The sequence below is a fragment of the Pseudoxanthomonas sp. JBR18 genome, assembly GCF_028198165.1.
GTDB lineage: Bacteria > Pseudomonadota > Gammaproteobacteria > Xanthomonadales > Xanthomonadaceae > Pseudoxanthomonas_A.
This window is the reverse complement of sequence record NZ_CP116339.1, coordinates 3,253,306-3,274,609: the sequence shown is the minus strand read 5'-3', so window position 1 is coordinate 3,274,609 and position 21,304 is coordinate 3,253,306. Positions and strand designations below refer to the sequence as shown.

Here is a 21,304-nt window from a genome sequence, read left to right as displayed (position 1 = left end):
CATCAGCCCTTCAGGGAGTCGACATCGGCCACGTTGATCGTGTGCCGGCTGCGGAACAGCGCGACCAGGATCGCCAGGCCGATCGCGGCCTCGGCCGCTGCCACGGTGAGAATGAAGAACACGAACAGCTGCCCGGCCGGGTCGCCCAGCTGGCGCGAGAAGGCCACGAAGTTGATGTTGACCGACAGCAGCATCAGCTCGATCGACATCAGCAGGATGATCACGTTCTTGCGGTTGAGGAAGATGCCGGCCAGCGAGATGCAGAACAGCACCGCGCCAAGCGCCAGCAGGTGTCCGAGGGTGATCACGATTTGGCCTCCTGGGATGGCGCATCGGCCGGGGGCTGCGGTGCGGGCGCCGGACGAACGGCTTCCATGCGCACCATGCGGAAGCGACCTGCCGCCTTGACCCGGGTCTGCTCGGAAGGATTCTGTGTCTTGACGCCTTCGCGCTTGCGCAGGGTCAACATCACCGCGGCGATCACCGCCACGGTCAGGATCACCGCCGCAAACTCGAACGGCAGCAGGAACTCGGTGAACAGCGTGCGGGCAAGCCAGGTGATGTTGGAGGTCTCCGCCGCCGCCGCTGCGGCGTTGTCCGGCAGGACCGCGCCGGTCTTGGCCTTGATGCCGATCAGGATCAGCATCTGCACCAGCATGATCACGGCCACCAGGATGCCCACCGGCAGGAACTTGACCCACCCCTGGCGCAGGTACGCCACGTCGACGTCCAGCATCATCACCACGAACAGGAACAGCACCATCACCGCGCCGACGTACACCAGGATCAGGGCCACGCCGAGGAACTCGGCGCCGACCAGCAGCCAGGTGCAGGCCACGCTGAAGAAGGTCAGGATGAGGAACAAGACCGCGTGCACGGGATTACGCACGCTGATCACCGCACCGCCGGACAGCGCGGCGACGGCGGCGAAGATGTAGAAGCTGATCAATACCCAGTCCATCTCGTCCTCAGCGGAATGCGGCGTCGGCGGCACGGCGCTCGGCGATTTCCGACTCGAGTCGGTCGCCAATGGCCAGCAGCTGCTGCTTGTTGACGATGTTCTCGCCACGGTTTTCGAAGTGATATTCCAGGACGTGGGTTTCCACGATGGAATCCACCGGGCAGCTTTCTTCGCAGAAGCCGCAGTAGATGCACTTGAACAGGTCGATGTCGTAGCGCGTGGTACGGCGGGTGCCGTCCTCGCGCTTGGTCGAATCGATGGTGATCGCCAGCGCCGGGCACACCGCCTCGCACAGCTTGCAGGCGATGCAACGCTCTTCCCCGTTCGGGTAGCGACGGAGCGCATGCAGGCCGCGGAAGCGCGGCGACTGCGGGAACTTCTCCATCGGGTACATCATGGTGTACTTGGGCTTGAACGTGTACTTCAACGTCAGCCACAGGCCCTGCAGCAGCTCGAGCAGCAGCAGGCTCTTGAAGTAATGGGTGATCTTATTCATGACAGGTCAGGCGCCTCGTTGGATGACGCCGTAGAAGACCATCAGCGCGGTCACTGCGATCCACACGATGGTCAGGGGAATGAAGACCTTCCAGCCCAGCCGCATGATCTGGTCATAGCGGTAGCGCGGGAAGCTGGCGCGGAACCAGATGAAGGCACTGGCGAAGAAGAACACCTTGGCGAACAGCCACGGCCAACCGCCATCCCAGATCCAGTTGACCCAGGGCGACACATCCCCGGTCACCCAGCCCTGGATGGGGCTCAGCCAGCCGCCCATGAAGAACAGCGCGACCAGGAAGCTCACCAGGATCATGTTGGCGTATTCGGCCAGGAAGAACAGCGCGAACGCCGAGCCAGAGTACTCCACCATGTGGCCCGCCACGATCTCCGACTCGCCCTCGACCACGTCGAACGGCGCACGGTTGGTCTCGGCCACACCCGAAACCCAGTAGACGATGAACAAGGGGAACAGCGGCAGCCAGTACCACTCGAAGAAGCCGGCGTTGCCGCGCTGCGCCTCGACGATGGACGACAGGTTGAGGCTACCAGCGGCGATCATCACACCGACCAGCGCAAAGCCCATCGCGATCTCGTAGCTGACCACCTGGGCCGCCGAGCGCAGCGCGCCCAGGAAGGCGTACTTCGAGTTGGAAGCCCAGCCCGCCAGGATGATGCCGTACACGCCCAGCGAGGTCATCGCCAGCAGGTACAGCAGGCCGACATTGGCGTTGGACAGCACCAGCTTGCCGTCGAAGGGCACCACTGCCCAGGCCGCGAAGGCCGGGGCCAGGGTGATCAGCGGCGCGATGATATAGATCGCCTTCTGCGCGCTGGCTGGCTGGATGATCTCCTTGAACAGCAGCTTGAAGACGTCCGCGAAGGCCTGAAAGATGCCCATGCCGACGTACATCGGCCCGTGGCGCACATGCATCCAGCCGATGAGCTTGCGCTCCCAGACCACGTAGAAGGCCACGGTCACGATCACCGGGACCGCGATCACCAGGATCTTCAGCACGATCCACGCGATCAGTCCCCCGGCGCCCAGGCCGATGAGCCAGTCGCGCAGCGGGCCGACACCATTGATCAACAACTCGTTCATGCCGCCACCACCTTCACCCGATCGGCCCCGATGGGCGCGGTGGCGCCATGGCCCGATTCGATCCACACCGATCCCGGCGCGACCCGATCATTGATCACCACCGGCAAGGTGGCCGTACCGTCACCGGCCTGCACCTTGGCCACCTGTCCGTCCGTGAGGGCCAGGCGCTGCGCATCGTCCGGATGCAGACTGATGGCCGGCGCGCCATTGAGCGGATGCGATTGCAGGGCGGTGGCCCGGCGCACGAATCCGTCGGTGCGATAGATGCCCGCCGTGGCCACGACCTCCAGCCCCTCCCCGGCCAGTGCCGGCGCGGCGGAGGTCTTGGGCGCGACGGGCGCGGCACCCGCCAGGCTTGCGCGCGCACCAGACAAATCGGTGAACTCGAAGCCGGCCAGCCCCAGCGCGCCACCCAGGGCACGCAGTACACGCCAGCCCTCGCGGGCTTCGCCCGGCAGTTTGCCGCCGGCCTGGGCGCGCTGCTCGACGCCATCCAGGTTGGTCAGCGTGGCTTCGATCTCCGGAAGCGCGCCGATCGGCAGAATCACATCGGCCATGCGGCGCGTGGAGGCACAGGCGAAGTGGCTGAACGCCACGACCTTGGCCGCCGTCAGCGCCTTCTGGGTCGCGAAGCCATGGGCGAAGTCCAGGCCCGGCTCGATCCCGTAGATCACGTAGGCACCGCGCGGCTTGGCGACCATGTCCACCGCGTCGCTGCCGCTGGGCAGCACGCCGGCACGGGCCAGGCCCACGGCATTGGCCCCCTGCGGGATGCGGCACAGCGCCGCGCCGGTCGCCGACGCAAAGTCCGCAGCGGCCTTGCGCAGCGTGGCGGCCTGCGGGTGGTTCTCGGCGATGGCACCGACGATCACCACCGACGAGCTGGCGCCCTGCACCGCCTCGCGCAGCGCCGCATTGCCAAGTGCATCGGCCAGCTGCGACGGCGCCACGATGTACTTGCCCGCCGCGTTGAAGGTGAAGTCGAAGTCGACCGGGTTGACCACATGGACCTTGGCACCATTGCGCACCGCCTTGCGGATGCGCTGGTGCAGCAGCGGCAGCTCGTGGCGCACGTTGCTGCCGAACACCACGATCGCACCGGCCTGTTCGATCTGCGCCAGCGGCAGGCCGAACGGCTGCGCGACGGCGCCATCGGACAGGTCGTTGGAGGTGATGCGATGGTCGAGGTTGCCGGTGCCCAGGCCGGAGGCGAGCTTGGCCAGCAGGCCGCCCTCCTCGTTCGAGGTGGCCGGATGCACCAGCACGCCCAGATCATCGCCCTGATGGGCCTTGAGGATCTCGACCGCGGCGGCCAGGCCTTCGGCCCAGCTCACTTCCTTCCACTCGCCATTGACCTTCTGTAGCGGCTTGACCGCGCGGTCTTCGGCGTACAGGCCTTGGTGCGAATAGCGGTCGCGATCGGACAGCCAGCACTCGTTGACCGCCTCGTTGTCGCGCGGCACGGTGCGCAGCACTTCACCACGACGCACGTGCACGAACAGGTTCGAGCCCATCGCATCGTGGAAACCCAGCGACTCGCGCGCCTGCAGCTCCCACGGACGGGCGCGGAACTGGAACACCTTGTTGGTCAGCGCGCCGACCGGACACACGTCCACGACATTGCCCGACAGCTCGGTGGTCAACGGCTTGCCGTCGTAGGTGCCGATCTGCAGGTTCTCGCCGCGGTACATGCCGCCCAGCTCGTAGGTGCCGGCGACTTCCGCGGTGAAGCGCACGCAACGCGTGCACTGGATGCAGCGGGTCATCTCGGTGGCCACCAGCGGCCCGATGTCCTCGTCCGGCACGGTGCGCTTGCGCTCGTTGAAGCGGCTCACCGAACGGCCATAGCCCAGCGAGACGTCCTGCAGTTCGCACTCGCCGCCCTGATCACAGATCGGGCAGTCCAGCGGATGGTTGATCAGCAGGAATTCCATCACGCTGCGCTGGTACTTGAGCGCTTTCTCGTTGCGGGTGAAGACCTTCAGACCATCGCCCACCGGCGTGGCGCAAGCCGGCGACGGCTTGGGCGCGGCGCGCCCGCCCATCTCGGTATCGACCAGGCACATGCGGCAGTTGGCCGCGATGGACAGCTTGTCGTGATAGCAGAACCGCGGAATCGGGATGCCGGCCTTGTCGGCCGCCTGGATGATCATCGAGCCCTTGGGCGCGTACAGCGTGCGCCCGTCGATCTCGATGGTCACGTGATCCGGTGGGACGTTGGGGTCGACCGGTTGGGCGCTCATGCGGCCGCCTCCAGCTGGCCGTCAACCATCGAATGACCGTTGACGATGTAGTACTCGAACTCGTCCCAGAACTGGCGCAGGAAGCCCTGGATGGGCCACGCCGCCGCCTCGCCGAACGCGCAGATGGTGTGGCCTTCGATCTGGCCGGCCACGGCCTTGAGCTGGTGCAGGTCCTCCATCGTGCCCTTGCCGGCCACGATGCGCTCCAGCACGCGGTGCATCCAGCCGGTGCCCTCGCGGCAGGGCGTGCACTGACCGCAGGATTCCTTGTGGAAGAACTGGCTGATGCGGCAGGCGAACTTCACGCAGCACACGCTGTCGTCCAGCACCACGATGGCGCCCGAGCCCAGGCCGGTGCCCAGCGCGCGCAGGGTGTCGTAGTCCATCTGCAGGCCCTTGAGCTCCTCGGCCTTGAGCACCGGCATCGAGACGCCGCCGGGGACGGCGCCCTTGAGCGTGCGGCCCGGCTTGAGACCGCCGGCCATTTCCAGCAGTTCGTCAAACGTGGTGCCCAGCGGCACCTCGAAATTGCCGCCCTTGGCCACGCAACCGGACACCGAGAAGATCTTCGGGCCGCCGTTCTTGGTCTTGGACAGGCCCAGGAACCATTCCGGGCCGTTGCGGATGATCGCCGGCACCGAGGCATACGTCTCGGTGTTGTTGATCGTCGAGGGCTTGCCGTACAGGCCGAAATTGGCCGGGAACGGTGGCTTGTAGCGTGGCTGGCCTTTCTTGCCTTCCAGCGACTCCATCAGCGCGGTCTCTTCCCCGCAGATGTAGGCACCGGCACCCAGCGCACCGTAGATGTCGATGTTCACGCCGCTGCCGAGGATGTCCTTGCCCAGCCAGCCGTGTTCGTACGCATCGGCCAGGGCCTGCTCGAAATGCTCGAAGGGCTCGTGGTGGAACTCGCCGCGCAGGTAGTTGTAGCCCACGGTCGAACCGGTGGCATAGCAGGCGATGGCCATGCCCTCCACCACCGAATGCGGGTTGTAGCGCAGGATGTCGCGATCCTTGCAGGTACCCGGCTCGGACTCGTCCGAGTTGCACAGGATGTACTTCTGCATGTCGCCCTTGGGCATGAAGGACCACTTCAGGCCGGTCGGGAACCCGGCGCCGCCACGGCCGCGCAGGTTGGAGGCCTTGACCATCTCGATCACGTCGGCCGGGCTGATCTTCTCTTCGAGGATCTTGCGCAGCGCGGCGTAACCACCGGTCTTGAGGTAGCTCTCGTACGACCACGGGGTGTCGTAATGCAGCGTGGTATAGACCACCTGGTGCGGCTGCGGTGCGGGACCGACCGGGCCGGTGGGGGCGTGGTGGGAATGTGCCATGCGCTTACTCCAGGCCGTCCAGCAACTCATCGACCTTTTCGGGCGTGAGGTGCTCGTGGTAGTGGCCGTTGATCACCATCATCGGTGCCGCCGAACACGCGGCCAGGCATTCTTCCTCGCGCTTGAGGAAGATGCGGCCGTCGGCGGTGGACTGCCCGCGCTTGCAGCCGAGCTTGCGCTCGGCATGCTGCGCCAGTTCCTCACCACCGTTGAGCCAGCAGCTGATGTTGGTGCAGAAGGCGACGTTGTGGCGGCCGACCTTCTCCAGCTCGAACATCGAATAGAAGCTGGCCACCTCATAGGCCCACACCGGCGGCAGCTCCAGGTACTTGGCCACGCCGGCGATCAATTCGTCGGTCAGCCAGCCCCCGTTCTGCTCCTGCGCTGCATGCAGGCCCTGCAGCACGGCCGAGCGCTTGCGATCCGGCGGAAACTTGGTCAGCCAATGATCGATGTGGGCGCGCGTCTTCTCGCTCAGGACGACCTGCGGGTCGACATGGCGCGCGTTCTCGAAATTACCCGTGGCCCTCATCGGTCCACCTCACCAAAGACAAGATCATAAGTGCCGATCATCGCAACCACGTCCGGCAGCATGTGCCCAACCACGATCGCGTCCATCGAAGAAAGGTGCACGAAGCCCGGCGCGCGCAGGTGCACGCGGAAGGGCTTGTTGGCACCGTCGGACAACAGGTAGCAGCCGAATTCGCCCTTGGGCGCCTCCACCGCGCTGTAGGTCTCGCCGGCCGGCACGCAATAGCCTTCGGAGAACAGCTTGAAGTGGTGGATCAGCGCTTCCATGTCGTCCTTCATCGCCTCGCGCTTGGGCGGGGCGACCTTGAAGTTCTCGACCATCACCGGACCCGGATTGGCCTTCAGCCACTTCACGCACTGGGCGATGATGCGGTTGGACTCGCGCATCTCGGCCACGCGGACCAGATAGCGGTCGTAGCAGTCGCCGTTGACGCCGACCGGGATGTCGAAATCGACCGCGTCGTACTTGGCGTAGGGCTGCTTCTTGCGCAGGTCCCACTCGATCTCCGAACCGCGCAGCATCACGCCGGTCATGCCCCAGGCGCGCGCCTGTTCGGGCGTGACCACGCCGATGCCGACGGTGCGCTGCTTCCAAATGCGGTTGTCGGTCAGCAGGGTCTCGTATTCGTCCACGCGCGAGGGGAAAGTACGGGTGAACTCCTCGAGGAAGTCCAGCAGCGAACCCTCGCGCGCGGCATTGAGGTGCTTGAGCGCCGCACCCTTGTGCCAGGGCGACTCCTTGTACTTGGGCATCTGCCCCGGCAGGTCGCGGTAGACGCCGCCCGGCCGATAGTAGGTGGCATGCATGCGCGCACCGGAGACCGCTTCATAGCAGTCCATCAGCTCTTCGCGCTCGCGGAAGCAGTACAGCATCACCGCCATCGCGCCCAGGTCCAGCGCATTGGAGCCCAGCCACATCAGGTGGTTCAGGATGCGGGTGATCTCGTCGAACATCGTGCGGATGTACTGCGCGCGTTCGGGGGCCTGGATCCCCATCAGGGTCTCGATGGCGCGCACGTAGGCGTGCTCGTTGCACATCATCGAGACGTAGTCCAGGCGATCCATGTAGCCGATCGACTGGTTGAAGGGCTTGGATTCGGCCAGCTTCTCGGTGCCCCGATGCAGCAGGCCGATGTGGGGATCGGCGCGGACGATGGTCTCGCCATCCATTTCCAGGATCAAACGCAACACGCCGTGGGCCGCAGGATGCTGCGGTCCGAAGTTCATCGTGTAGTTGCGGATTTCCTGCTTGTCCTGGCCCGGCTCGCCGGCCGCGCCCACGTGGGATGGCTTGATGTGTGCGTTCACTTGCTGCTCTCCCGCGCCGCGGTCTCGCCGGCGGCGGTCTGGTAGCGCGCGTCCTCGCGGATCACACGTGGCACGCCGACGCGCGGCTCGACCGAGGTGACCGGCTCATACACCACGCGCTTGCGCTCCTCGTCGTAGCGCACTTCGACGTTGCCGATCAGCGGGAAGTCCTTGCGGAACGGGTGCCCGACAAAGCCGTAGTCGGTCAGGATGCGGCGCAGATCCGGATGCCCGGCGAACACGATACCGAACAAATCGAAGGCCTCGCGCTCGAACCAATTGGCGCCCGGCCAGATGTCGGTGACCGAGGACACCACCGGAACGTCATCGTTGGGGGCGTAGCAGCGGACGCGCACGCGCCGGTTGTGCTGGTAGGAGATCAGGTGGGCGACCGCCGCGAAGCGATTGGTCGGCATCGGCAGGCCGGTGGCATGGTCCGCGCCCTCCCCCGTGGGCATCTCGCCCCAGGCGAAGCGACCCACGGCCTTGCCTTCCACGCCGCGTGAGAAGCCCTGGGACGACACGTCCGAGGTATCCCACTCGTCACTGCCGAAACCCAGATAGTCCACGCCGCACAGGTCGGTCAGCTGTTCGAAGCCAAAGCTGTCGCGCAACGCCAGGCACAGGTCATGCCACTGTGCGTGCGGCACTTCGATGGTGGTCTCGCCCGAGGGCGATACGGTCACGGCCGCGTCGGTGAAACGCGTGCGCAACTCGTCGATGTAATCGGCTTGCTCTGCCATGGGGGCTTTGCGTGCTCTTGATGAGTGGATCAGCGGGCGATGGTCTGGGTACGCCAGATCTTCTTCTGCAGCTGCAGGATGCCGTAGACCAGCGCCTCGGCCGTCGGCGGACAGCCCGGCACGTAGACGTCGACCGGCACGATGCGGTCACAGCCGCGCACCACCGAGTAGGAATAGTGGTAGTAGCCACCGCCGTTGGCGCAGCTGCCCATCGAGATGACCCACTTGGGCTCGGGCATCTGGTCGTAGACCTTGCGCAGCGCCGGGGCCATCTTGTTGACCAGGGTGCCGGCCACGATCATCACGTCGGACTGGCGCGGACTGGGACGGAAGACGACGCCGTAGCGATCCAGGTCCAGGCGCGCGGCGCCGGCATGCATCATCTCGACCGCGCAGCAGGCCAGGCCGAAGGTCATCGGCCACATCGAACCGGTGCGGGCCCAGTTCATCAGCGCATCGACGCTGGTGGTGACGTAGCCCTTCTCCAGCAGCGGGTTTTCCCCTTCGGGACGCAAGATGTCGTCCACCCGCCCTTCCGGGATCGGGTTGGTCATCAGCTTGTCGAGGGTTTGGATCACTCCCATTCGAGCGCTCCCTTCTTCCAGACGTAAATGAAGCCCAGGAACAGCATGCCCACGAACAGGCCCATGGTGACCAGGGAGCGCGCACCGATGTCCATGAACACCTGGGTCCACGGCACGATGAAGATGATTTCCAGGTCGAAGACGATGAACTGGATGGCGATCAGGTAGTAGCGCACATCGAACTTCATGCGCGCGTCCTCGAATGCTTCGAAACCGCACTCGTAGGGGGAGAGCTTTTCGGCGTCAGGACGCCGCGGGCCGATGAGGCGACCGATGATCATCAGCGCAATGCCGATACCGGTGGCGACGATCAGGAAAAGCAGGTTCGGCAGATAGTTGGCCAGCACTCGCAGTTCTCTCTTTGGGTTCCGGCAGCCACCGCAAGTCTACTGCTGCAGCGCGGCAGAAACATGCGACGGTCGCATTCGGGTCCGGGCTTGCGGCCCTGTGTTGGCAGGAGCCTGGCGCCAGAAGGACACGACCTTGCGTCCTCCGTCCTCCGGTCCGGCCAAGCCGGGCGCTTCGCAACGCGCCCTTCCGGTGTCGTACCGGACGCTGCTGCGAACCCGTCAATTGTAGCGGTCACTGAACTGTTGAGTAAACGATTTATGAGGATTCCGTCAGTCCATGACGGCCTGATCCACGGCACGGCGCCTCATTGCGCAATCGCCTTCATACGCGAAAGGGCCCCGGAGGGCCCTAGCGTGATCCTGCATCTGGATATGGTGCCCAAGAGGGGACTCGAACCCCTACGACTCTCGTCGCTACCACCTCAAGGTAGTGCGTCTACCAATTCCGCCACCTGGGCAAAGCTGCTACACCGTACCGGCGTTTGGCCGGGGCGGCATTGTACGTGTCACTGGCCCTGAGTGGGAGCCTGTTCCGGCGAACCGGTGGCAGGCGTCGACTCGGCCGGAGCCGATGTCGCCGGGGCGGAGGCGGCCGGAGCCTGGGTGGCCGGAGGCGTGCTGGCCGACGGCGCCACTTCGCCCGGGGCCGCCGGCGCGGCCGTGGCAGGCTGCTCGGACATCAGGCCAAGATCCTGCTCAACAGAGGTGGTGTGCGAGGTGCGCGAGGCGCTCCATGCCATGAACAGGCTGATGGCGAAGAAGGCCACGGCCAGCCACTTGGTGCTCTTGGACAGGAAGTTGGAAGCACCACGCGAACCGAACACCGTCCCCGACGCACCCGCGCCAAAGCCAGAGCCCGCCTGGGCACCGGTCCCGCGCTGCATCAGCACCAGGCCGATGATGGCAACCGCCACCAGCACGTAGACCACATTCAGGATCAGCATCAACATCGACATGGATCTGGCATCTCGTCAAAGACCCCGCCGACAAGGTCGACGAGGCCGCAAAGTCATCTGGTCACCTGGCCGCCGCACGGGCGATGGCCAGAAAGTCGTCGGCCACCAGCGAGGCGCCTCCGACCAGCCCTCCATCGACATCGGACTGGGCAAACAGTTCCGCAGCGTTGTCGGGCTTGACGCTGCCGCCGTACAGCAGGGGCAGCGAATCGGCGATTCTAGCATCGTGCTTGGCCACAATGCCACGGATGAACGCGTGCACCTCCTGCGCCTGCTGCGGCGACGCCGTGCGCCCGGTGCCGATGGCCCAGACCGGCTCGTAGGCCACCACGGCACCATCGAACCCGCCCACGCCCACCAGCGCCAGGACCGGCTCGAGCTGGGACGCGATCACCGCTTCGGTCTGCCCTGCTTCGCGCTGCTCCAGGGATTCGCCCACACACAGCACCGGCATCAGGCCAGCGTTGCGGGCGGCCAGGAACTTGCGGGCGACCAGCTCGCTGCTCTCATGATGGTACTGGCGACGCTCGGAATGGCCAACCAGGCCGTAGCGCGCCCCGACATCCACCAGCATCGAGGCGGACACCTCGCCGGTGTAGGCCCCCTTCTCGTTGGGGCTGACATCCTGAGCGCCGAAACTGATCGCCTTGCCCTCGAAGTCCTCGATCAGATCGCCCAGGTACGGCAGGGGTGGCATGACGACCACGTCCACGCCCTCAAGCGGAAGGGCCTGGACCACCTCGCCCACCAATTGGGTGGCGAAGCCGCGGCTGCCGTGCAGTTTCCAGTTTCCAGCGACGATCTTGCGGCGCATGGGAGCTCCTGTCTGATTCGGGCACGACAGAATACCGTGCGCCCTGTCGCGGCCCTGCGAGGATGCCCCGCTGCGCGAGTCGCCGGTCAGACCGCCAGCAAGCGGAGGCACCTCTGTTCGTGCGTCCGGGTCATGTGCGGATTTCGCGCCAGCGTCTGCGGCATCGGCGGCGCGCGAGTGGCGACCGCCCCGCTCCCGGATGACTGCTGGGGGACAGCGGCACCGCACGGCCGGCAACCAGCACGGTGACCTCGCGGAAATTCCCCACCAATCAGGCACATCGACGAGCGCACGCCCGCGGCACACACCGCCGTGGCTGCGGTCTTCATGGCGCCTGCGGGAAGCGGACGGGCTCAGGCACACTGGTTACCCGCTCCCGCCGAGACCGTCACGATGCCATCCCGATCCGCCAGGGGCTACGCCCTGATCACTGGTGCATCCAGCGGGATCGGGGCCGAGTTCGCCCGTCAGTACGCTGCCGCCGGCGTCCCGCTGATCCTCACCGCACGCCGGCTCGACCGGCTCCAGGCGCTGGCCGCAGAACTGGGCGCGCAGGTGGACGTCCAGGTCATTGCCGAGAATCTGGAGGACCCGGCCGCACCCGCCCGCCTCCACGCGGAAATCCAGCGCCGCGGGCTGTCAGTGCGCATCCTGGTGAACAACGCCGGCTACGGCGTGCCGGGACGCTACCTCACCCGCGACTGGGCCACCCATGCACGCTTCGTGCAGCTGATGGTGACCTCGCTGTGCGAGCTGACCTGGCGGGTGCTGCCGGACCTGCTGGACAGCGGTGCTGGACACGTTATCAACGTGGCCTCGTTCGCGGCCTTGGTGCCGGGTGCGGACGGGCAGACCCTCTACGCCCCCGCCAAGGCCTGGCTGGTGGCGATGAGCGAATCGCTGGCGCTGGAATACGCCGACCGCGGCCTGCACGTCTGCGCCCTGTGTCCGGGCTTCACCTGGTCGGAGTTCCACGATGTCACCGGCACCCGCGAGCAGATGTCGCGCATGCCCGGCTGGATCTGGTTGACCGCCGAGGAGGTCGTGCGTGCCGGCATCGACGGCGTCGAGCGCGGCCAGGTGCTGGTCATCCCGGGCTGGCGCTACCGCTGGCTGTACCGGGTGGTGCGCCACCTGCCGCAGGCCTTGCTGTTGAAACTGATGGCACGCAGCTCCCGCAAGGTGCGCGCGCAGGCATGAGCCTGCGCGCGATGCCGCTTACTTCAGTTTGATCTCGCGCAGGCGCTCTTCCAGGTAGCCCTGGGCGGTGATCGGCTCGGCATAGCGCTTGGGATTGTCCGGGGTGATCGTCGAGGGCAGCACGTCGATCAGGAAATCCGGATTGGGGTGCAGGAAGAACGGCACCGAGTAACGCGGCTTGCGCGCTTCCTCGCCCGGCGGATTGGTCACCCGGTGCGTGGTCGAGGGATACACGTGGTTGGTCAGGCGCTGCAGCATGTCGCCGATGTTGACCACGATGGTGTCCGCATCGCTGGTGAACGGCACCCACTGGCCCTGCTTGGACTTCACTTCCAGGCCCGCGGCGCTGGCCCCGACCAGCAGCGTGATCAGGTTGATGTCCTCGTGCGCACCGGCGCGCACGTTGGGGATGTCCTCGCTGGTGATCGGCGGATAGTGGATCGGCCGCAGGATCGAATTACCCGAGTTGGTCTTGTCGACGAAGTAGTCCTCCGGCAAACCGATATGCAGGGCCAGCGCGGCCAGCACCTGGCTGCCCAGGGCATCGAGCTTCTGGTACAGGCCGTAGGCATGCTCGCGGAAGTTAGGCACTTCGTCCGGCCACAGGTTGGGCGGCATGAAGTCGGCGTACTGCGAGTCGGCGGGGATCTCGCGGCCGACGTGCCAGAACTCCTTGAGGTCGAAATGCTTGGAATCCTTGGCCGTCTCCACGCCAAAGGCGGTATAGCCGCGCGCGCCGCCGATGCCGGGCACGCGGTACTTCAGCTTGGCCTCGTCCGGCAGCGCGAAGAAATTCTTGAACACCTCATAGGCCGCATCGATATCGGCCTGCGCAATGCCGTGATTGCGGATGCCAGCAAAGCCCCACTCGCGATAGGCGGCCCCCAACTCGGCCACGAACGCGGCCCGGTCGGCGGCGCTGGTCGGCGTGATGAAACGGGCGATATCGAGGGTGGGAATGGCGCTCATGGGCGAAAACCGGTGACGGCGAACATGGCCGTCTAGTTTATCGCCCCGGCGCTCGCCTAGCGCAGCAGCAGGTACAGCCCCCAGAGCGTGAGCGCCTTGATGACGATCACGCCCAGGGCGATCAGCACTTTTTCATGCCGCGGCACGCACCGCCTCGGCCAGCGCTTCGAGCGTGGACTGCATCAGCGCGTCGTCGTCGGCTTCCACCGTGACTCGGACCACCGGCTCGGTGCCGGACGGGCGCAGGAACGCGCGCCCGCGCCCGGCGACCGCCGCCTGCGCATCCTTCAGCGCCGCCTGGACGGCAGGCGCCTCCACCACCGCCTTGGCGGCCACGCCGTCGAGACGCACGTTGGTGGTCTTTTGCGGCAGCATGGTCAGGTTGGCCAGCGCCTGATCCAGGCGGCGGCCCGTCCGGTGCAGGACTTCCAGCACCTGCAGCGCGCTGACGATGCCGTCGCCGGTGTTGGCGCGGTCCAGGCACAGGATGTGGCCCGAGGCTTCCCCGCCCAGCACGCCATCGCCATCGACCAGGGCCTGGTGCACGTAGCGATCGCCCACCTTGGCGCGGATGAAATCGATGCCCTGCTCGCCCAATGCCTTTTCCAGCCCGTAGTTGGTCATCAGCGTGCCGACCACCGCTCCGCGCAGGCGACCGGAGGCCTTCCAGTCGCTGGCCAGCACGTACAGCAGCCCGTCGCCATCGACCACTTCGCCGCGCCCGTCGACGAACAGCACCCGATCGCCATCGCCATCGAAGGCGATCCCCAAGTCCGCACCGGACAGCACCACGCGCTTGGCCAGATGCTCCGGGTGGGTGGACCCGACGCCGTCGTTGATGTTCAGGCCGTTGGGCGCATCGCCGATCACTTCGACGCGCGCGCCCAGTTCGCGCAGCACGATCGGTGCGACCTGGTAGGTCGCGCCATTGGCGCAGTCCACCACGATCTTCATGCCGGTCAGGTCGAACTCGCGCGGGATCGAATTCTTGCAGCTCTCCACGTAGCGCCCGACCGCATCGCGGGTGCGCACGGCCTTGCCCAGCTGCTCGGAGGCCACGGTGCGGAACGGCTGTTCCAGCGCGGCCTCGATCGCCAGCTCGGTGGCGTCGTCGAGCTTCTCGCCCTCGGCGGAGAAGAACTTGATGCCGTTGTCATGGTGCGGATTGTGCGAGGCGGAAATCACGATCCCGCCGGAGGCGCGCAGCGCGCGGGTCAGGTGTGACACCGCGGGCGTGGGCATCGGCCCCATCAGCTGCACGTCCACGCCGGCGGCGACCAGCCCGGCTTCCAGCGCAGCCTCGAACATGTAGTTGGAGATGCGTGTGTCCTTGCCGATGATCACCACCGGCTTGCCCGCCCCGGCGCGACGTACGCGCGCGGCCAGGGCATGGCCGTAGGCGTTGCCCAGGCGCAGCATGAAATCGGCCGAGATCGGTCCCTGGCCGACGCGCCCGCGGATGCCGTCGGTGCCGAAGTACTTCCGGCTGGCCTGGGACATCAGGCAGCCTCGGCGTCGCTGGCGGGCCTGGGCTGCTTCATCATCATCGCGCACAGGTCGGCCAGGCGGTCGCGCAGCTCACGACGATCGCAGATCTGGTCGATGGCGCCGTGCTCGAGCAGGAACTCGGAGCGCTGGAAGCCTTCGGGCAGCTTCTCGCGCACGGTCTGCTCGATCACGCGCGGGCCGGCGAAGCCGATCAGCGCCTTGGGCTCGCCGATGTTGATGTCGCCCAGCATCGCAAAGCTGGCCGATACGCCACCGGTGGTCGGATGGGTCAGCACGGAGATGTACGGCAGGCCGGCCGCGCGCAGCCGCCCCAGCGCCGCGGAGGTCTTGGCCATCTGCAGTAGCGAGAACAGGCTCTCCTGCATGCGCGCGCCGCCCGAGGCGGAGAAGCACACGAACGGGCAACCCAACTCCAGCGCTTTTTCGGCACCCAGGGCGAAACGCTCGCCGACCACCGAGCCCATCGAGCCGCCCATGTAGGCGAAGTCGAAGGCACTGGCCACCATGGCGTTGCCCTTGACCTGACCCTGCAGGGTGATCAGCGCATCGCGCTCGCCGGTGGACTTCTGCGCGGCCTTGATGCGATCGGCATAGCGCTTCTGGTCCCGGAACTTGAGCACATCGGTCGGGCCCAGGCTGGCGCCCAGCTCACGGGTGGAGCCGGCATCGAACAGGGCCGCCAGGCGGGCGCGGGCGCGGATGGCCATGTGGTGGTTGCACTTCGGGCAGACCTCCAGGTTTTCCTCAAGCTCGGGCCGGTACAGCACCGCGCCGCAGTTGTCGCACTTTTCCCACAAGCCTTCGGGAACGCTGCGCTTGGGGGTGCGGGTCGCTGCGTCGGTGCGGATGCCCGAGGGCATCAATTTGCTGAGCCAGCTCATGCGTGTTTGAAAACCTGCATTGGCGCGCCCGGTGGCGCGGGATCAAGCGCGGCAGTTTAGCCCAGCCCCCGATCCAGCGCCTCACGCAGCGGGCGCAGGAAGTTCCCCGCCAGTTCAGCTGCCCGGACCGGGCTGTCGGCTTCGGCGATCGCGCCAACCAGGGCGCTGCCGACCACCACGCCATCGGCCTGGACCGCCATGGCCGCCGCACTGGCGGCGTCGCGGATGCCAAAGCCCGCCACCACCGGCACCCGCGACCGCGACCGCAACGCCTGCAAGCGCTGCCCCGCGGCCTGCGTGTCCAGGCGGTCGGAGGCCCCGGTCACGCCGGCGAAACTGACGTAATACAGATACCCCTGCGCCTGTTCGCACAGCAGATCCATGCGCGCATCGGAGGTGGTCGGGGCGGCCAGCGAAATCAGCTTCAGACGGTACGGCTCGAACACCGCCAGGGTATCGCCGGCCTCTTCCGGAGGCAGGTCGACCAACAGGACGCCGTCCACGCCGGCGGCCGCGGCCTCGCGGGCGAAGCGCTGCGTCCCATGGATCTCGACCGGATTCAGATATCCCATCAACACCACCGGCGTGGTCGCGTCGATCTGGCGGAAGGCGTTGACCGCCTCCAGCACGAAGCGCAGCCCGGCCCCGCGCGCCAGCGCGCGCTCTGAGCTGCGCTGGATGGTCGGCCCATCGGCCATCGGATCGGAGAACGGCACGCCCAGCTCGATCACGTCGGCGCCGGCTTCGACCAGGGCGCGCATCACCGGCACAGTGGCCTCCAGCGAAGGGTCGCCAGCGGTCACAAAGGGCACCAGTGCCTTGCGCCCGGAGGCCTTGAGCGCTTCGAACTTGCCTTCGAGCCGGTTCATTCGGCGGCGTCCCGGGCGCCAGCGTCCGCGGGCGCGGCATAGGTCAGTTCGGACACGCCGACGTCGACGCCGTGCTCGGTGCCCAGCGCGTCGAGGTGCTCGTTGAGCAGCTTGCGGTACAGCCCGCTCATGTAGTCCAGGAATGCCGCGCGGGTCCCCGGCACATCGCGCTCCACGCTCAGGTAGGCGTGGCAGTTGTAGCGGGCCACGCCGTGCAGCGCGGCGTAGCTGGCGCGCTGGGCGCCGTGGATGCCGCCCTGGCGGTTGGCCAACTGCACGAACTTGTTGACCACGTCGAAGAACGCCGGATCGAGCTGCGGCGCTGCCTGCGCGCCCTGCGGCGGGGTGGTCTGGGTGTCATCTGCCATGGTGCGGGTCCTGTCGGGCGTTCAGAGTTGGATGTTGTCGTGGGCGGCGATGGTATGGACATCCTTGTCGCCGCGCCCGGAAAGATTGCACAGCACCAGTTGATCCCTGGGCAGTTCGCGCGCCAGCTTGATCGCCTGGGCGACTGCGTGGCTGGATTCCAGCGCGGCCAGGATGCCTTCGGTGCGGGCCAGCGTGTGAAAGGCGGCCAGCGCCTCGTCGTCGGTGATGCCCAGGTACTGCGCGCGGCCCGAATCAGCCAGGAAGGCGTGCTCCGGACCCACACCGGGATAGTCCAGGCCGGCGGAGATCGAATGGGTCTCGATGATCTGGCCGTCGTCGTCGCAGATCACGTAGGTGCGGTTGCCGTGCAGCACCCCGACGCGGCCGGCGGCGATCGAGGCGGCATGGCGGCCGGTCTCGATGCCGTCGCCGGCGGCCTCGGCGCCGTAGAGCTTCACGCCTGCATCGTTGAGGAACGCATGGAAGATGCCGATCGCATTGCTGCCCCCACCCACGCAGGCGGTGATCGCATCGGGCAGGCGGCCATACTGATCCAGCATCTGCACGCGCGCCTCGCGACCGACGATAGCGTTGAAGTCACGGACCATGCGCGGATACGGGTCCGGGCCGGCCACGGTGCCGATGATGTAGAAGGTGTCGGCCACGTTGGTGACCCAGTCGCGCATGGCCTCGTTGAGCGCGTCCTTGAGCGTGGCCGAACCACTGGTCACCGGCACCACCGTCGCACCCAGCAGGCGCATGCGGTAGACGTTGATCTTCTGCCGCTCGATGTCGGTGGCGCCCATGTAGACCACGCACTCCAGGCCCAGGCGCGCGGCCACCGTGGCGCTGGCCACGCCGTGCTGGCCGGCGCCGGTCTCGGCGATGATCCGCGTCTTGCCCATGCGCGCGGCCAGCAGAGCCTGGCCGATGGTGTTGTTGATCTTGTGCGCGCCGGTGTGGTTGAGGTCCTCGCGCTTGAGCAGGATCTGCGCGCCGCCCACCTCGCGGCTCAGTCGCTCGGCGTGATAGATCGGGCTGGGACGGCCGACGTAGTGGGCCAGGTCACGATCGTATTCGGCGATGAAGGCCGGGTCGGCGCGGGCAGCATCGTAGGCGGCGGCCAGTTCCTCCAGCGGGCCGATCAGGGTCTCGGCGACGAAGCGGCCGCCGTGGCGGCCGTAGTGGCCGGCAGGGTCCGGGAAGGCATGAAAGTCACGGATGGGCGAGGTCGACATGGCGGCACCGGTCTGAAGCGAAGGCGGCCATCCTAGCCCAGCGTCGCCAGGGGCAATAGCGATAAGATCGCAGCGAACTGTCAGAAAAACTCACATATGAAAACCTTCGCCCTGCCCTCGCTGGGGGCCCTGCGCGCCTTCGAGGCGGCCGCGCGACTGGAAAGCATGAGCCGCGCGGCCGAGGCGCTGCACGTCACCCATGGCGCGGTCAGTCGCCAGGTCCGCGCGCTGGAGGAAGCCCTAGGACAGCCCCTGTTCGACCGGGTCGGACGCGGACTGGTCCTGACCCCGGCCGGACGCCGCCTGCGGGATGCCTGTGGTCAGGCGTTCGCCCAGCTCGGCCAGGCCTGGGGCGAGCTGCAGCGCGGCGCGGCCGGCGACACCTTGGTGCTGGGCTGCTCCGCCAGCGTGCTGGCGCGCTGGGTGATCCCGCGCCTGGAGCGGATGCAGCACGCCCTGCCCGGCGTGCGCCTGCACTTCTCCGCCCAGGAATCGCCGGGGCGCGCCCTGGCCGATGTCGATGCCCTGCTACTGCTCGGCCAGGCCCCCTGGCCGCCGGATTGGCAGGTGCTGGAACTGGCCGGCGAAGCGATCGGCCCGGTGATCGGTGCGCGCCATCCCCACTTGCCCCGGTTACAGCACGCGCCCCCGTCTGCCCTGCTGGGCGAACCGCTGCTGCACACCACCTCGCGTCCACAGGCCTGGCCGCAGTGGGCGCTGGCCCACGGGCTGGACCCGCAGGCCCTGCAACTGGGCGAGGCCTTCCCGCATCTGTACTACCTGCTGGAAGCCGCCGCGTCCGGCCTGGGCGTCGCGATCGCCCCACAACCGCTGGTTGCCGACGACCTGGCCAGCGGCCGCCTGGTAGCGCCGTGGGGCTTTACCCCCACCGCCGGACACTGGGCGCTGTGCAGCGCACGCCGCACACCCGATGCACGCCTGCTGGCCCTGGCCGAATGGATCCGGGCGGAACTGGCGCCCGCTGCCTAATCAAGCGGCGCGCGCGTTCAAGCGGTCGGCGCCGCCAAGCGCTGCTGCACGTCCTCGCGCAGGCGAGCCAGCTCCACCTCGGCCTGCTGGCGCTGCTGCATGCCCTCGCGGTGCACGCTGCGCACCTCTTCGACGGTGGCGATCAACTGCTCGTGCACGTGGCGCAGGGTCGCCACATCGATGACCGCACGCTGGTTGGCCTTGGCTGTCTCAACCGAGGTCTGGCGCATCAGGTCGGCGTTGCGCCGCATGATCTCGTTGGTCGCATCGTCGATGGCATTGGACAGCGCCACCGCGTTCTTCTGTTCGCTGAGTGAGAGCTGGATGGCGAACTGGCGCTTCCACGAGGGAATGGTGATGTCGCGTACGGCGTTGAACTTCTCGATCAGCTGGATGGCGTTTGCCTGGATCAGCCGGATCATTGGCAGCGACTGGTCGGCGGCATGCTGCATCACCGTCAGGTCACCGACCCGCTTATCGAGCAAGCGCACGGCGTTGTCCAGCTCGTTGCGGCGTGTGCGTGCCTGCGGGTCCTCCTGGCCGGCCAATGCCTGTTGTTCGGTTGCCAGTTGGGCGAGGCGGAGCTTGCCCGCGGCCACGTGCAGTCCCAGCGCATGGCGCTCTTCCAAGACAATGGCATGCATGCGGTCGAACTCACCTACCCGCTGGGACAGCAGCGCCTGCTGCACACCGACGTCGCCCAGGAGTTGCTCGATCTGACGGTTGGTATCGCTGAACTGCTGCACCAGTTCGCCCTTGGAGGCACGTAGGCGATCGATCAACCCGCCAATGACGGGGACGCGCGAGCGCTCGTCCAGCCCGTCGAGCTTGAGCGAACGGGCGATCCGCACGACTTCGCCCAGCTTGTCGCCCGTAGCCTCCAGGTCGCGATTGCGGACCTGGTCGAGCAACTGGGTGGAGAACGCGGCGGTCTTGCCGGCGGCCTCGCGCCCGAAGACGTGCAAGTTGCCCGGGCTGAGGTCGTCCAGCCCACTTGCGATCTCCTCGATGCGGCCTTGGTCGGCCGGCGTCAGCCCGAGGGCGCTGAGCGTGGCCGGGTCCAGCGTGGCGGCCTTCGTCGGCGCCGCGGCAGTCGGCAGCGGCATGTTGGGCGAATCCTGGGTCATTGCACGTCTCCTTCGTTATGCGTGTCGGTGCTGGCGCCCGTCACGCGCATCGCCGGCAGTCTAGCCTGCATGGCGGCCACCTCACGGGCGATGTCGCCAGCGGTGTTCTCAGCGCGACGCAATTGGTCGGGCACCTTTGCCAGAGAGCCTGACAGGGCCTGCTGGCGCCAGGCGGGCAACAAGGTGTCTCGGATGCGCTGGTGACGAGCCAGCAGCTCCTCGGCCTGACTGCCGAGCAGCTGCGCTTGCGCCGCATCGAGGCGCCGCAGAACGGCGAGTCGGCGCAGATGGTCCAGACGCACCGACAACGCCTGCTGCCACGTCGCACCGTCCCCGCTCGCGCCGAGCTGCAACGTGCCCGCCCGCACCCAGGCATCCAGCGCGCTGGCGGCGCCCTCTCCTTCGGCGCAGGCCTGCCCGCATGCGACCACCTGATGCCGGAGCGCAGCAGCGTGGCGATCGGCCTGCAGCATCAGCACCCCCAGCCGGGCAGCGAGCGCTTCGGCCTGGACCTGCGCCTCGACGTCACGGCCGAGAAGACGCCCAATGAAACCACTGCGACGGCGGATCGCGCCGGGGCTCACCGCCTGCAGGCCCAGGCGCAGCTGTTCCAACACGGCCACCAGCGCCGCCATGGCATCGGCCATCGGCGGCACCGGGACGGCGGCCATGGCCTCCAGCACCGGCTGCCCATACGCCGCCGCAGCAGCAACATCTCCCGATGGGCAGGGCAC

23 protein-coding genes and 1 tRNA gene are annotated in these 21,304 nt (G+C 67.1%); 2 read left to right on the top strand and 22 right to left on the bottom strand.

The window, feature by feature from the left end; translation table 11 throughout:
• Positions 1-2: 2 nt before the first annotated feature.
• The 14 genes from nuoK to tpiA form a co-directional block, all read right to left on the bottom strand.
• Positions 3-308: an NADH-quinone oxidoreductase subunit NuoK gene (gene nuoK, locus PJ250_RS14770; RefSeq protein ID WP_271645327.1), complete on the bottom strand. Its 306-nt coding sequence runs from the start codon at positions 306-308 to the stop codon at positions 3-5.
• The gene (locus tag PJ250_RS14765; protein WP_271645326.1) at positions 305-961 is read right to left on the bottom strand and encodes an NADH-quinone oxidoreductase subunit J; all 657 of its coding nucleotides are present in this window, start codon (positions 959-961) and stop codon (positions 305-307) included. Before PJ250_RS14765 ends, nuoK begins: the two co-directional genes overlap by 4 nt.
• A 7-nt stretch (positions 962-968) precedes the next feature.
• Positions 969-1,457, bottom strand: coding sequence for an NADH-quinone oxidoreductase subunit NuoI (gene nuoI, locus PJ250_RS14760; protein WP_271645325.1), 489 nt, complete (start codon positions 1,455-1,457; stop codon positions 969-971).
• A 6-nt stretch (positions 1,458-1,463) separates the two neighbouring features.
• Positions 1,464-2,555 (bottom strand): NADH-quinone oxidoreductase subunit NuoH, encoded by a 1,092-nt coding sequence (gene nuoH, locus PJ250_RS14755; RefSeq protein ID WP_271645324.1) that lies wholly within the window; start codon positions 2,553-2,555, stop codon positions 1,464-1,466.
• Complete coding sequence (gene nuoG, locus PJ250_RS14750; protein WP_271645323.1) at positions 2,552-4,798, bottom strand: NADH-quinone oxidoreductase subunit NuoG; 2,247 nt, start codon at positions 4,796-4,798, stop codon at positions 2,552-2,554. Before nuoG ends, nuoH begins: the two co-directional genes overlap by 4 nt.
• Positions 4,795-6,132 (bottom strand): NADH-quinone oxidoreductase subunit NuoF, encoded by a 1,338-nt coding sequence (gene nuoF, locus PJ250_RS14745; RefSeq protein WP_271645322.1) that lies wholly within the window; start codon positions 6,130-6,132, stop codon positions 4,795-4,797. Before nuoF ends, nuoG begins: the two co-directional genes overlap by 4 nt.
• Positions 6,133-6,136: 4 nt before the next feature.
• On the bottom strand, positions 6,137-6,664 hold the full coding sequence (gene nuoE, locus PJ250_RS14740) for an NADH-quinone oxidoreductase subunit NuoE (RefSeq protein ID WP_271645321.1): 528 nt from the start codon (positions 6,662-6,664) through the stop codon (positions 6,137-6,139).
• The gene (locus PJ250_RS14735; protein WP_271648663.1) at positions 6,661-7,890 is read right to left on the bottom strand and encodes an NADH-quinone oxidoreductase subunit D; all 1,230 of its coding nucleotides are present in this window, start codon (positions 7,888-7,890) and stop codon (positions 6,661-6,663) included. The genes nuoE and PJ250_RS14735 overlap by 4 nt, the downstream gene beginning before the upstream one ends.
• A 77-nt stretch (positions 7,891-7,967) precedes the next feature.
• The gene (locus PJ250_RS14730; RefSeq protein WP_271645320.1) at positions 7,968-8,714 is read right to left on the bottom strand and encodes an NADH-quinone oxidoreductase subunit C; all 747 of its coding nucleotides are present in this window, start codon (positions 8,712-8,714) and stop codon (positions 7,968-7,970) included.
• Positions 8,715-8,743: 29 nt separating this feature from the next.
• Positions 8,744-9,298, bottom strand: coding sequence for a NuoB/complex I 20 kDa subunit family protein (locus PJ250_RS14725; protein WP_271645319.1), 555 nt, complete (start codon positions 9,296-9,298; stop codon positions 8,744-8,746).
• Positions 9,289-9,645, bottom strand: a complete 357-nt coding sequence (locus PJ250_RS14720; RefSeq protein WP_130521787.1) for an NADH-quinone oxidoreductase subunit A — start codon at positions 9,643-9,645, stop codon at positions 9,289-9,291. The genes PJ250_RS14725 and PJ250_RS14720 overlap by 10 nt, the downstream gene beginning before the upstream one ends.
• Before the next feature lie 376 nt (positions 9,646-10,021).
• Positions 10,022-10,106, bottom strand: a tRNA-Leu gene (locus PJ250_RS14715).
• A gap of 48 nt (positions 10,107-10,154) precedes the next feature.
• Positions 10,155-10,598, bottom strand: a complete 444-nt coding sequence (gene secG, locus PJ250_RS14710) for a preprotein translocase subunit SecG (RefSeq protein ID WP_271648662.1) — start codon at positions 10,596-10,598, stop codon at positions 10,155-10,157.
• Positions 10,599-10,665: 67 nt separating this feature from the next.
• Positions 10,666-11,418 (bottom strand): triose-phosphate isomerase, encoded by a 753-nt coding sequence (tpiA, locus tag PJ250_RS14705; protein WP_271645318.1) that lies wholly within the window; start codon positions 11,416-11,418, stop codon positions 10,666-10,668.
• Between the two features lie 393 nt (positions 11,419-11,811).
• On the opposite strand from tpiA, the gene PJ250_RS14700 reads away from it, so the two are divergent.
• Positions 11,812-12,618, top strand: coding sequence for an SDR family NAD(P)-dependent oxidoreductase (locus tag PJ250_RS14700; RefSeq protein WP_271645317.1), 807 nt, complete (start codon positions 11,812-11,814; stop codon positions 12,616-12,618).
• 18 nt (positions 12,619-12,636) lie between these two features.
• Here PJ250_RS14700 and PJ250_RS14695 read toward each other — a convergent pair whose 3' ends face one another.
• The 6 genes from PJ250_RS14695 to trpB form a co-directional block, all read right to left on the bottom strand.
• The gene (locus tag PJ250_RS14695; protein WP_271645316.1) at positions 12,637-13,587 is read right to left on the bottom strand and encodes an isopenicillin N synthase family dioxygenase; all 951 of its coding nucleotides are present in this window, start codon (positions 13,585-13,587) and stop codon (positions 12,637-12,639) included.
• Positions 13,588-13,719: 132 nt separating this feature from the next.
• Positions 13,720-15,087 (bottom strand): phosphoglucosamine mutase, encoded by a 1,368-nt coding sequence (gene glmM, locus PJ250_RS14690; RefSeq protein WP_271645315.1) that lies wholly within the window; start codon positions 15,085-15,087, stop codon positions 13,720-13,722.
• Entirely contained in the window at positions 15,087-15,977 is an 891-nt protein-coding gene (accD, locus tag PJ250_RS14685) for an acetyl-CoA carboxylase, carboxyltransferase subunit beta (protein WP_271645314.1), read from the bottom strand. Before accD ends, glmM begins: the two co-directional genes overlap by 1 nt.
• 56 nt (positions 15,978-16,033) lie before the next feature.
• On the bottom strand, positions 16,034-16,846 hold the full coding sequence (trpA, locus tag PJ250_RS14680; RefSeq protein ID WP_271645313.1) for a tryptophan synthase subunit alpha: 813 nt from the start codon (positions 16,844-16,846) through the stop codon (positions 16,034-16,036).
• Positions 16,843-17,214, bottom strand: a complete 372-nt coding sequence (locus tag PJ250_RS14675; RefSeq protein WP_271645312.1) for a DUF3144 domain-containing protein — start codon at positions 17,212-17,214, stop codon at positions 16,843-16,845. The genes trpA and PJ250_RS14675 overlap by 4 nt, the downstream gene beginning before the upstream one ends.
• A gap of 21 nt (positions 17,215-17,235) precedes the next feature.
• Positions 17,236-18,453 (bottom strand): tryptophan synthase subunit beta, encoded by a 1,218-nt coding sequence (gene trpB / locus PJ250_RS14670; RefSeq protein ID WP_271645311.1) that lies wholly within the window; start codon positions 18,451-18,453, stop codon positions 17,236-17,238.
• Positions 18,454-18,549: 96 nt separating this feature from the next.
• On the opposite strand from trpB, the gene PJ250_RS14665 reads away from it, so the two are divergent.
• Positions 18,550-19,443, top strand: a complete 894-nt coding sequence (locus PJ250_RS14665) for a LysR family transcriptional regulator (RefSeq protein ID WP_271645310.1) — start codon at positions 18,550-18,552, stop codon at positions 19,441-19,443.
• 17 nt (positions 19,444-19,460) lie between these two features.
• Here PJ250_RS14665 and PJ250_RS14660 read toward each other — a convergent pair whose 3' ends face one another.
• The gene (locus PJ250_RS14660) at positions 19,461-20,570 is read right to left on the bottom strand and encodes a toxic anion resistance protein (protein WP_271645309.1); all 1,110 of its coding nucleotides are present in this window, start codon (positions 20,568-20,570) and stop codon (positions 19,461-19,463) included.
• Positions 20,567-21,241 (bottom strand): hypothetical protein, encoded by a 675-nt coding sequence (locus PJ250_RS14655; protein WP_271645308.1) that lies wholly within the window; start codon positions 21,239-21,241, stop codon positions 20,567-20,569. Before PJ250_RS14655 ends, PJ250_RS14660 begins: the two co-directional genes overlap by 4 nt.
• Between the last annotated feature and the right edge of the window lie 63 nt (positions 21,242-21,304).

Coding starts and splice junctions, on each gene's coding strand:
- PJ250_RS14765 (WP_271645326.1), bottom strand. CDS start 961: ATGGACTGGGTATTGATCAGCTTCTACATCTTCGCCGCCGTCGCCGCG.
- accD (WP_271645314.1), bottom strand. CDS start 15,977: ATGAGCTGGCTCAGCAAATTGATGCCCTCGGGCATCCGCACCGACGCA.
- PJ250_RS14735 (WP_271648663.1), bottom strand. CDS start 7,890: ATGAACTTCGGACCGCAGCATCCTGCGGCCCACGGCGTGTTGCGTTTG.
- PJ250_RS14695 (WP_271645316.1), bottom strand. CDS start 13,587: ATGAGCGCCATTCCCACCCTCGATATCGCCCGTTTCATCACGCCGACC.
- PJ250_RS14660 (WP_271645309.1), bottom strand. CDS start 20,570: ATGACCCAGGATTCGCCCAACATGCCGCTGCCGACTGCCGCGGCGCCG.
- nuoI (WP_271645325.1), bottom strand. CDS start 1,457: ATGAATAAGATCACCCATTACTTCAAGAGCCTGCTGCTGCTCGAGCTG.
- PJ250_RS14700 (WP_271645317.1), top strand. CDS start 11,812: ATGCCATCCCGATCCGCCAGGGGCTACGCCCTGATCACTGGTGCATCC.
- nuoG (WP_271645323.1), bottom strand. CDS start 4,798: ATGAGCGCCCAACCGGTCGACCCCAACGTCCCACCGGATCACGTGACC.
- tpiA (WP_271645318.1), bottom strand. CDS start 11,418: ATGCGCCGCAAGATCGTCGCTGGAAACTGGAAACTGCACGGCAGCCGC.
- PJ250_RS14725 (WP_271645319.1), bottom strand. CDS start 9,298: ATGGGAGTGATCCAAACCCTCGACAAGCTGATGACCAACCCGATCCCG.
- trpB (WP_271645311.1), bottom strand. CDS start 18,453: ATGTCGACCTCGCCCATCCGTGACTTTCATGCCTTCCCGGACCCTGCC.
- trpA (WP_271645313.1), bottom strand. CDS start 16,846: ATGAACCGGCTCGAAGGCAAGTTCGAAGCGCTCAAGGCCTCCGGGCGC.
- secG (WP_271648662.1), bottom strand. CDS start 10,598: ATGTTGATGCTGATCCTGAATGTGGTCTACGTGCTGGTGGCGGTTGCC.
- nuoF (WP_271645322.1), bottom strand. CDS start 6,132: ATGGCACATTCCCACCACGCCCCCACCGGCCCGGTCGGTCCCGCACCG.
- nuoE (WP_271645321.1), bottom strand. CDS start 6,664: ATGAGGGCCACGGGTAATTTCGAGAACGCGCGCCATGTCGACCCGCAG.
- glmM (WP_271645315.1), bottom strand. CDS start 15,087: ATGTCCCAGGCCAGCCGGAAGTACTTCGGCACCGACGGCATCCGCGGG.
- nuoH (WP_271645324.1), bottom strand. CDS start 2,555: ATGAACGAGTTGTTGATCAATGGTGTCGGCCCGCTGCGCGACTGGCTC.
- PJ250_RS14665 (WP_271645310.1), top strand. CDS start 18,550: ATGAAAACCTTCGCCCTGCCCTCGCTGGGGGCCCTGCGCGCCTTCGAG.
- PJ250_RS14675 (WP_271645312.1), bottom strand. CDS start 17,214: ATGGCAGATGACACCCAGACCACCCCGCCGCAGGGCGCGCAGGCAGCG.
- PJ250_RS14655 (WP_271645308.1), bottom strand. CDS start 21,241: ATGGCCGCCGTCCCGGTGCCGCCGATGGCCGATGCCATGGCGGCGCTG.
- PJ250_RS14730 (WP_271645320.1), bottom strand. CDS start 8,714: ATGGCAGAGCAAGCCGATTACATCGACGAGTTGCGCACGCGTTTCACC.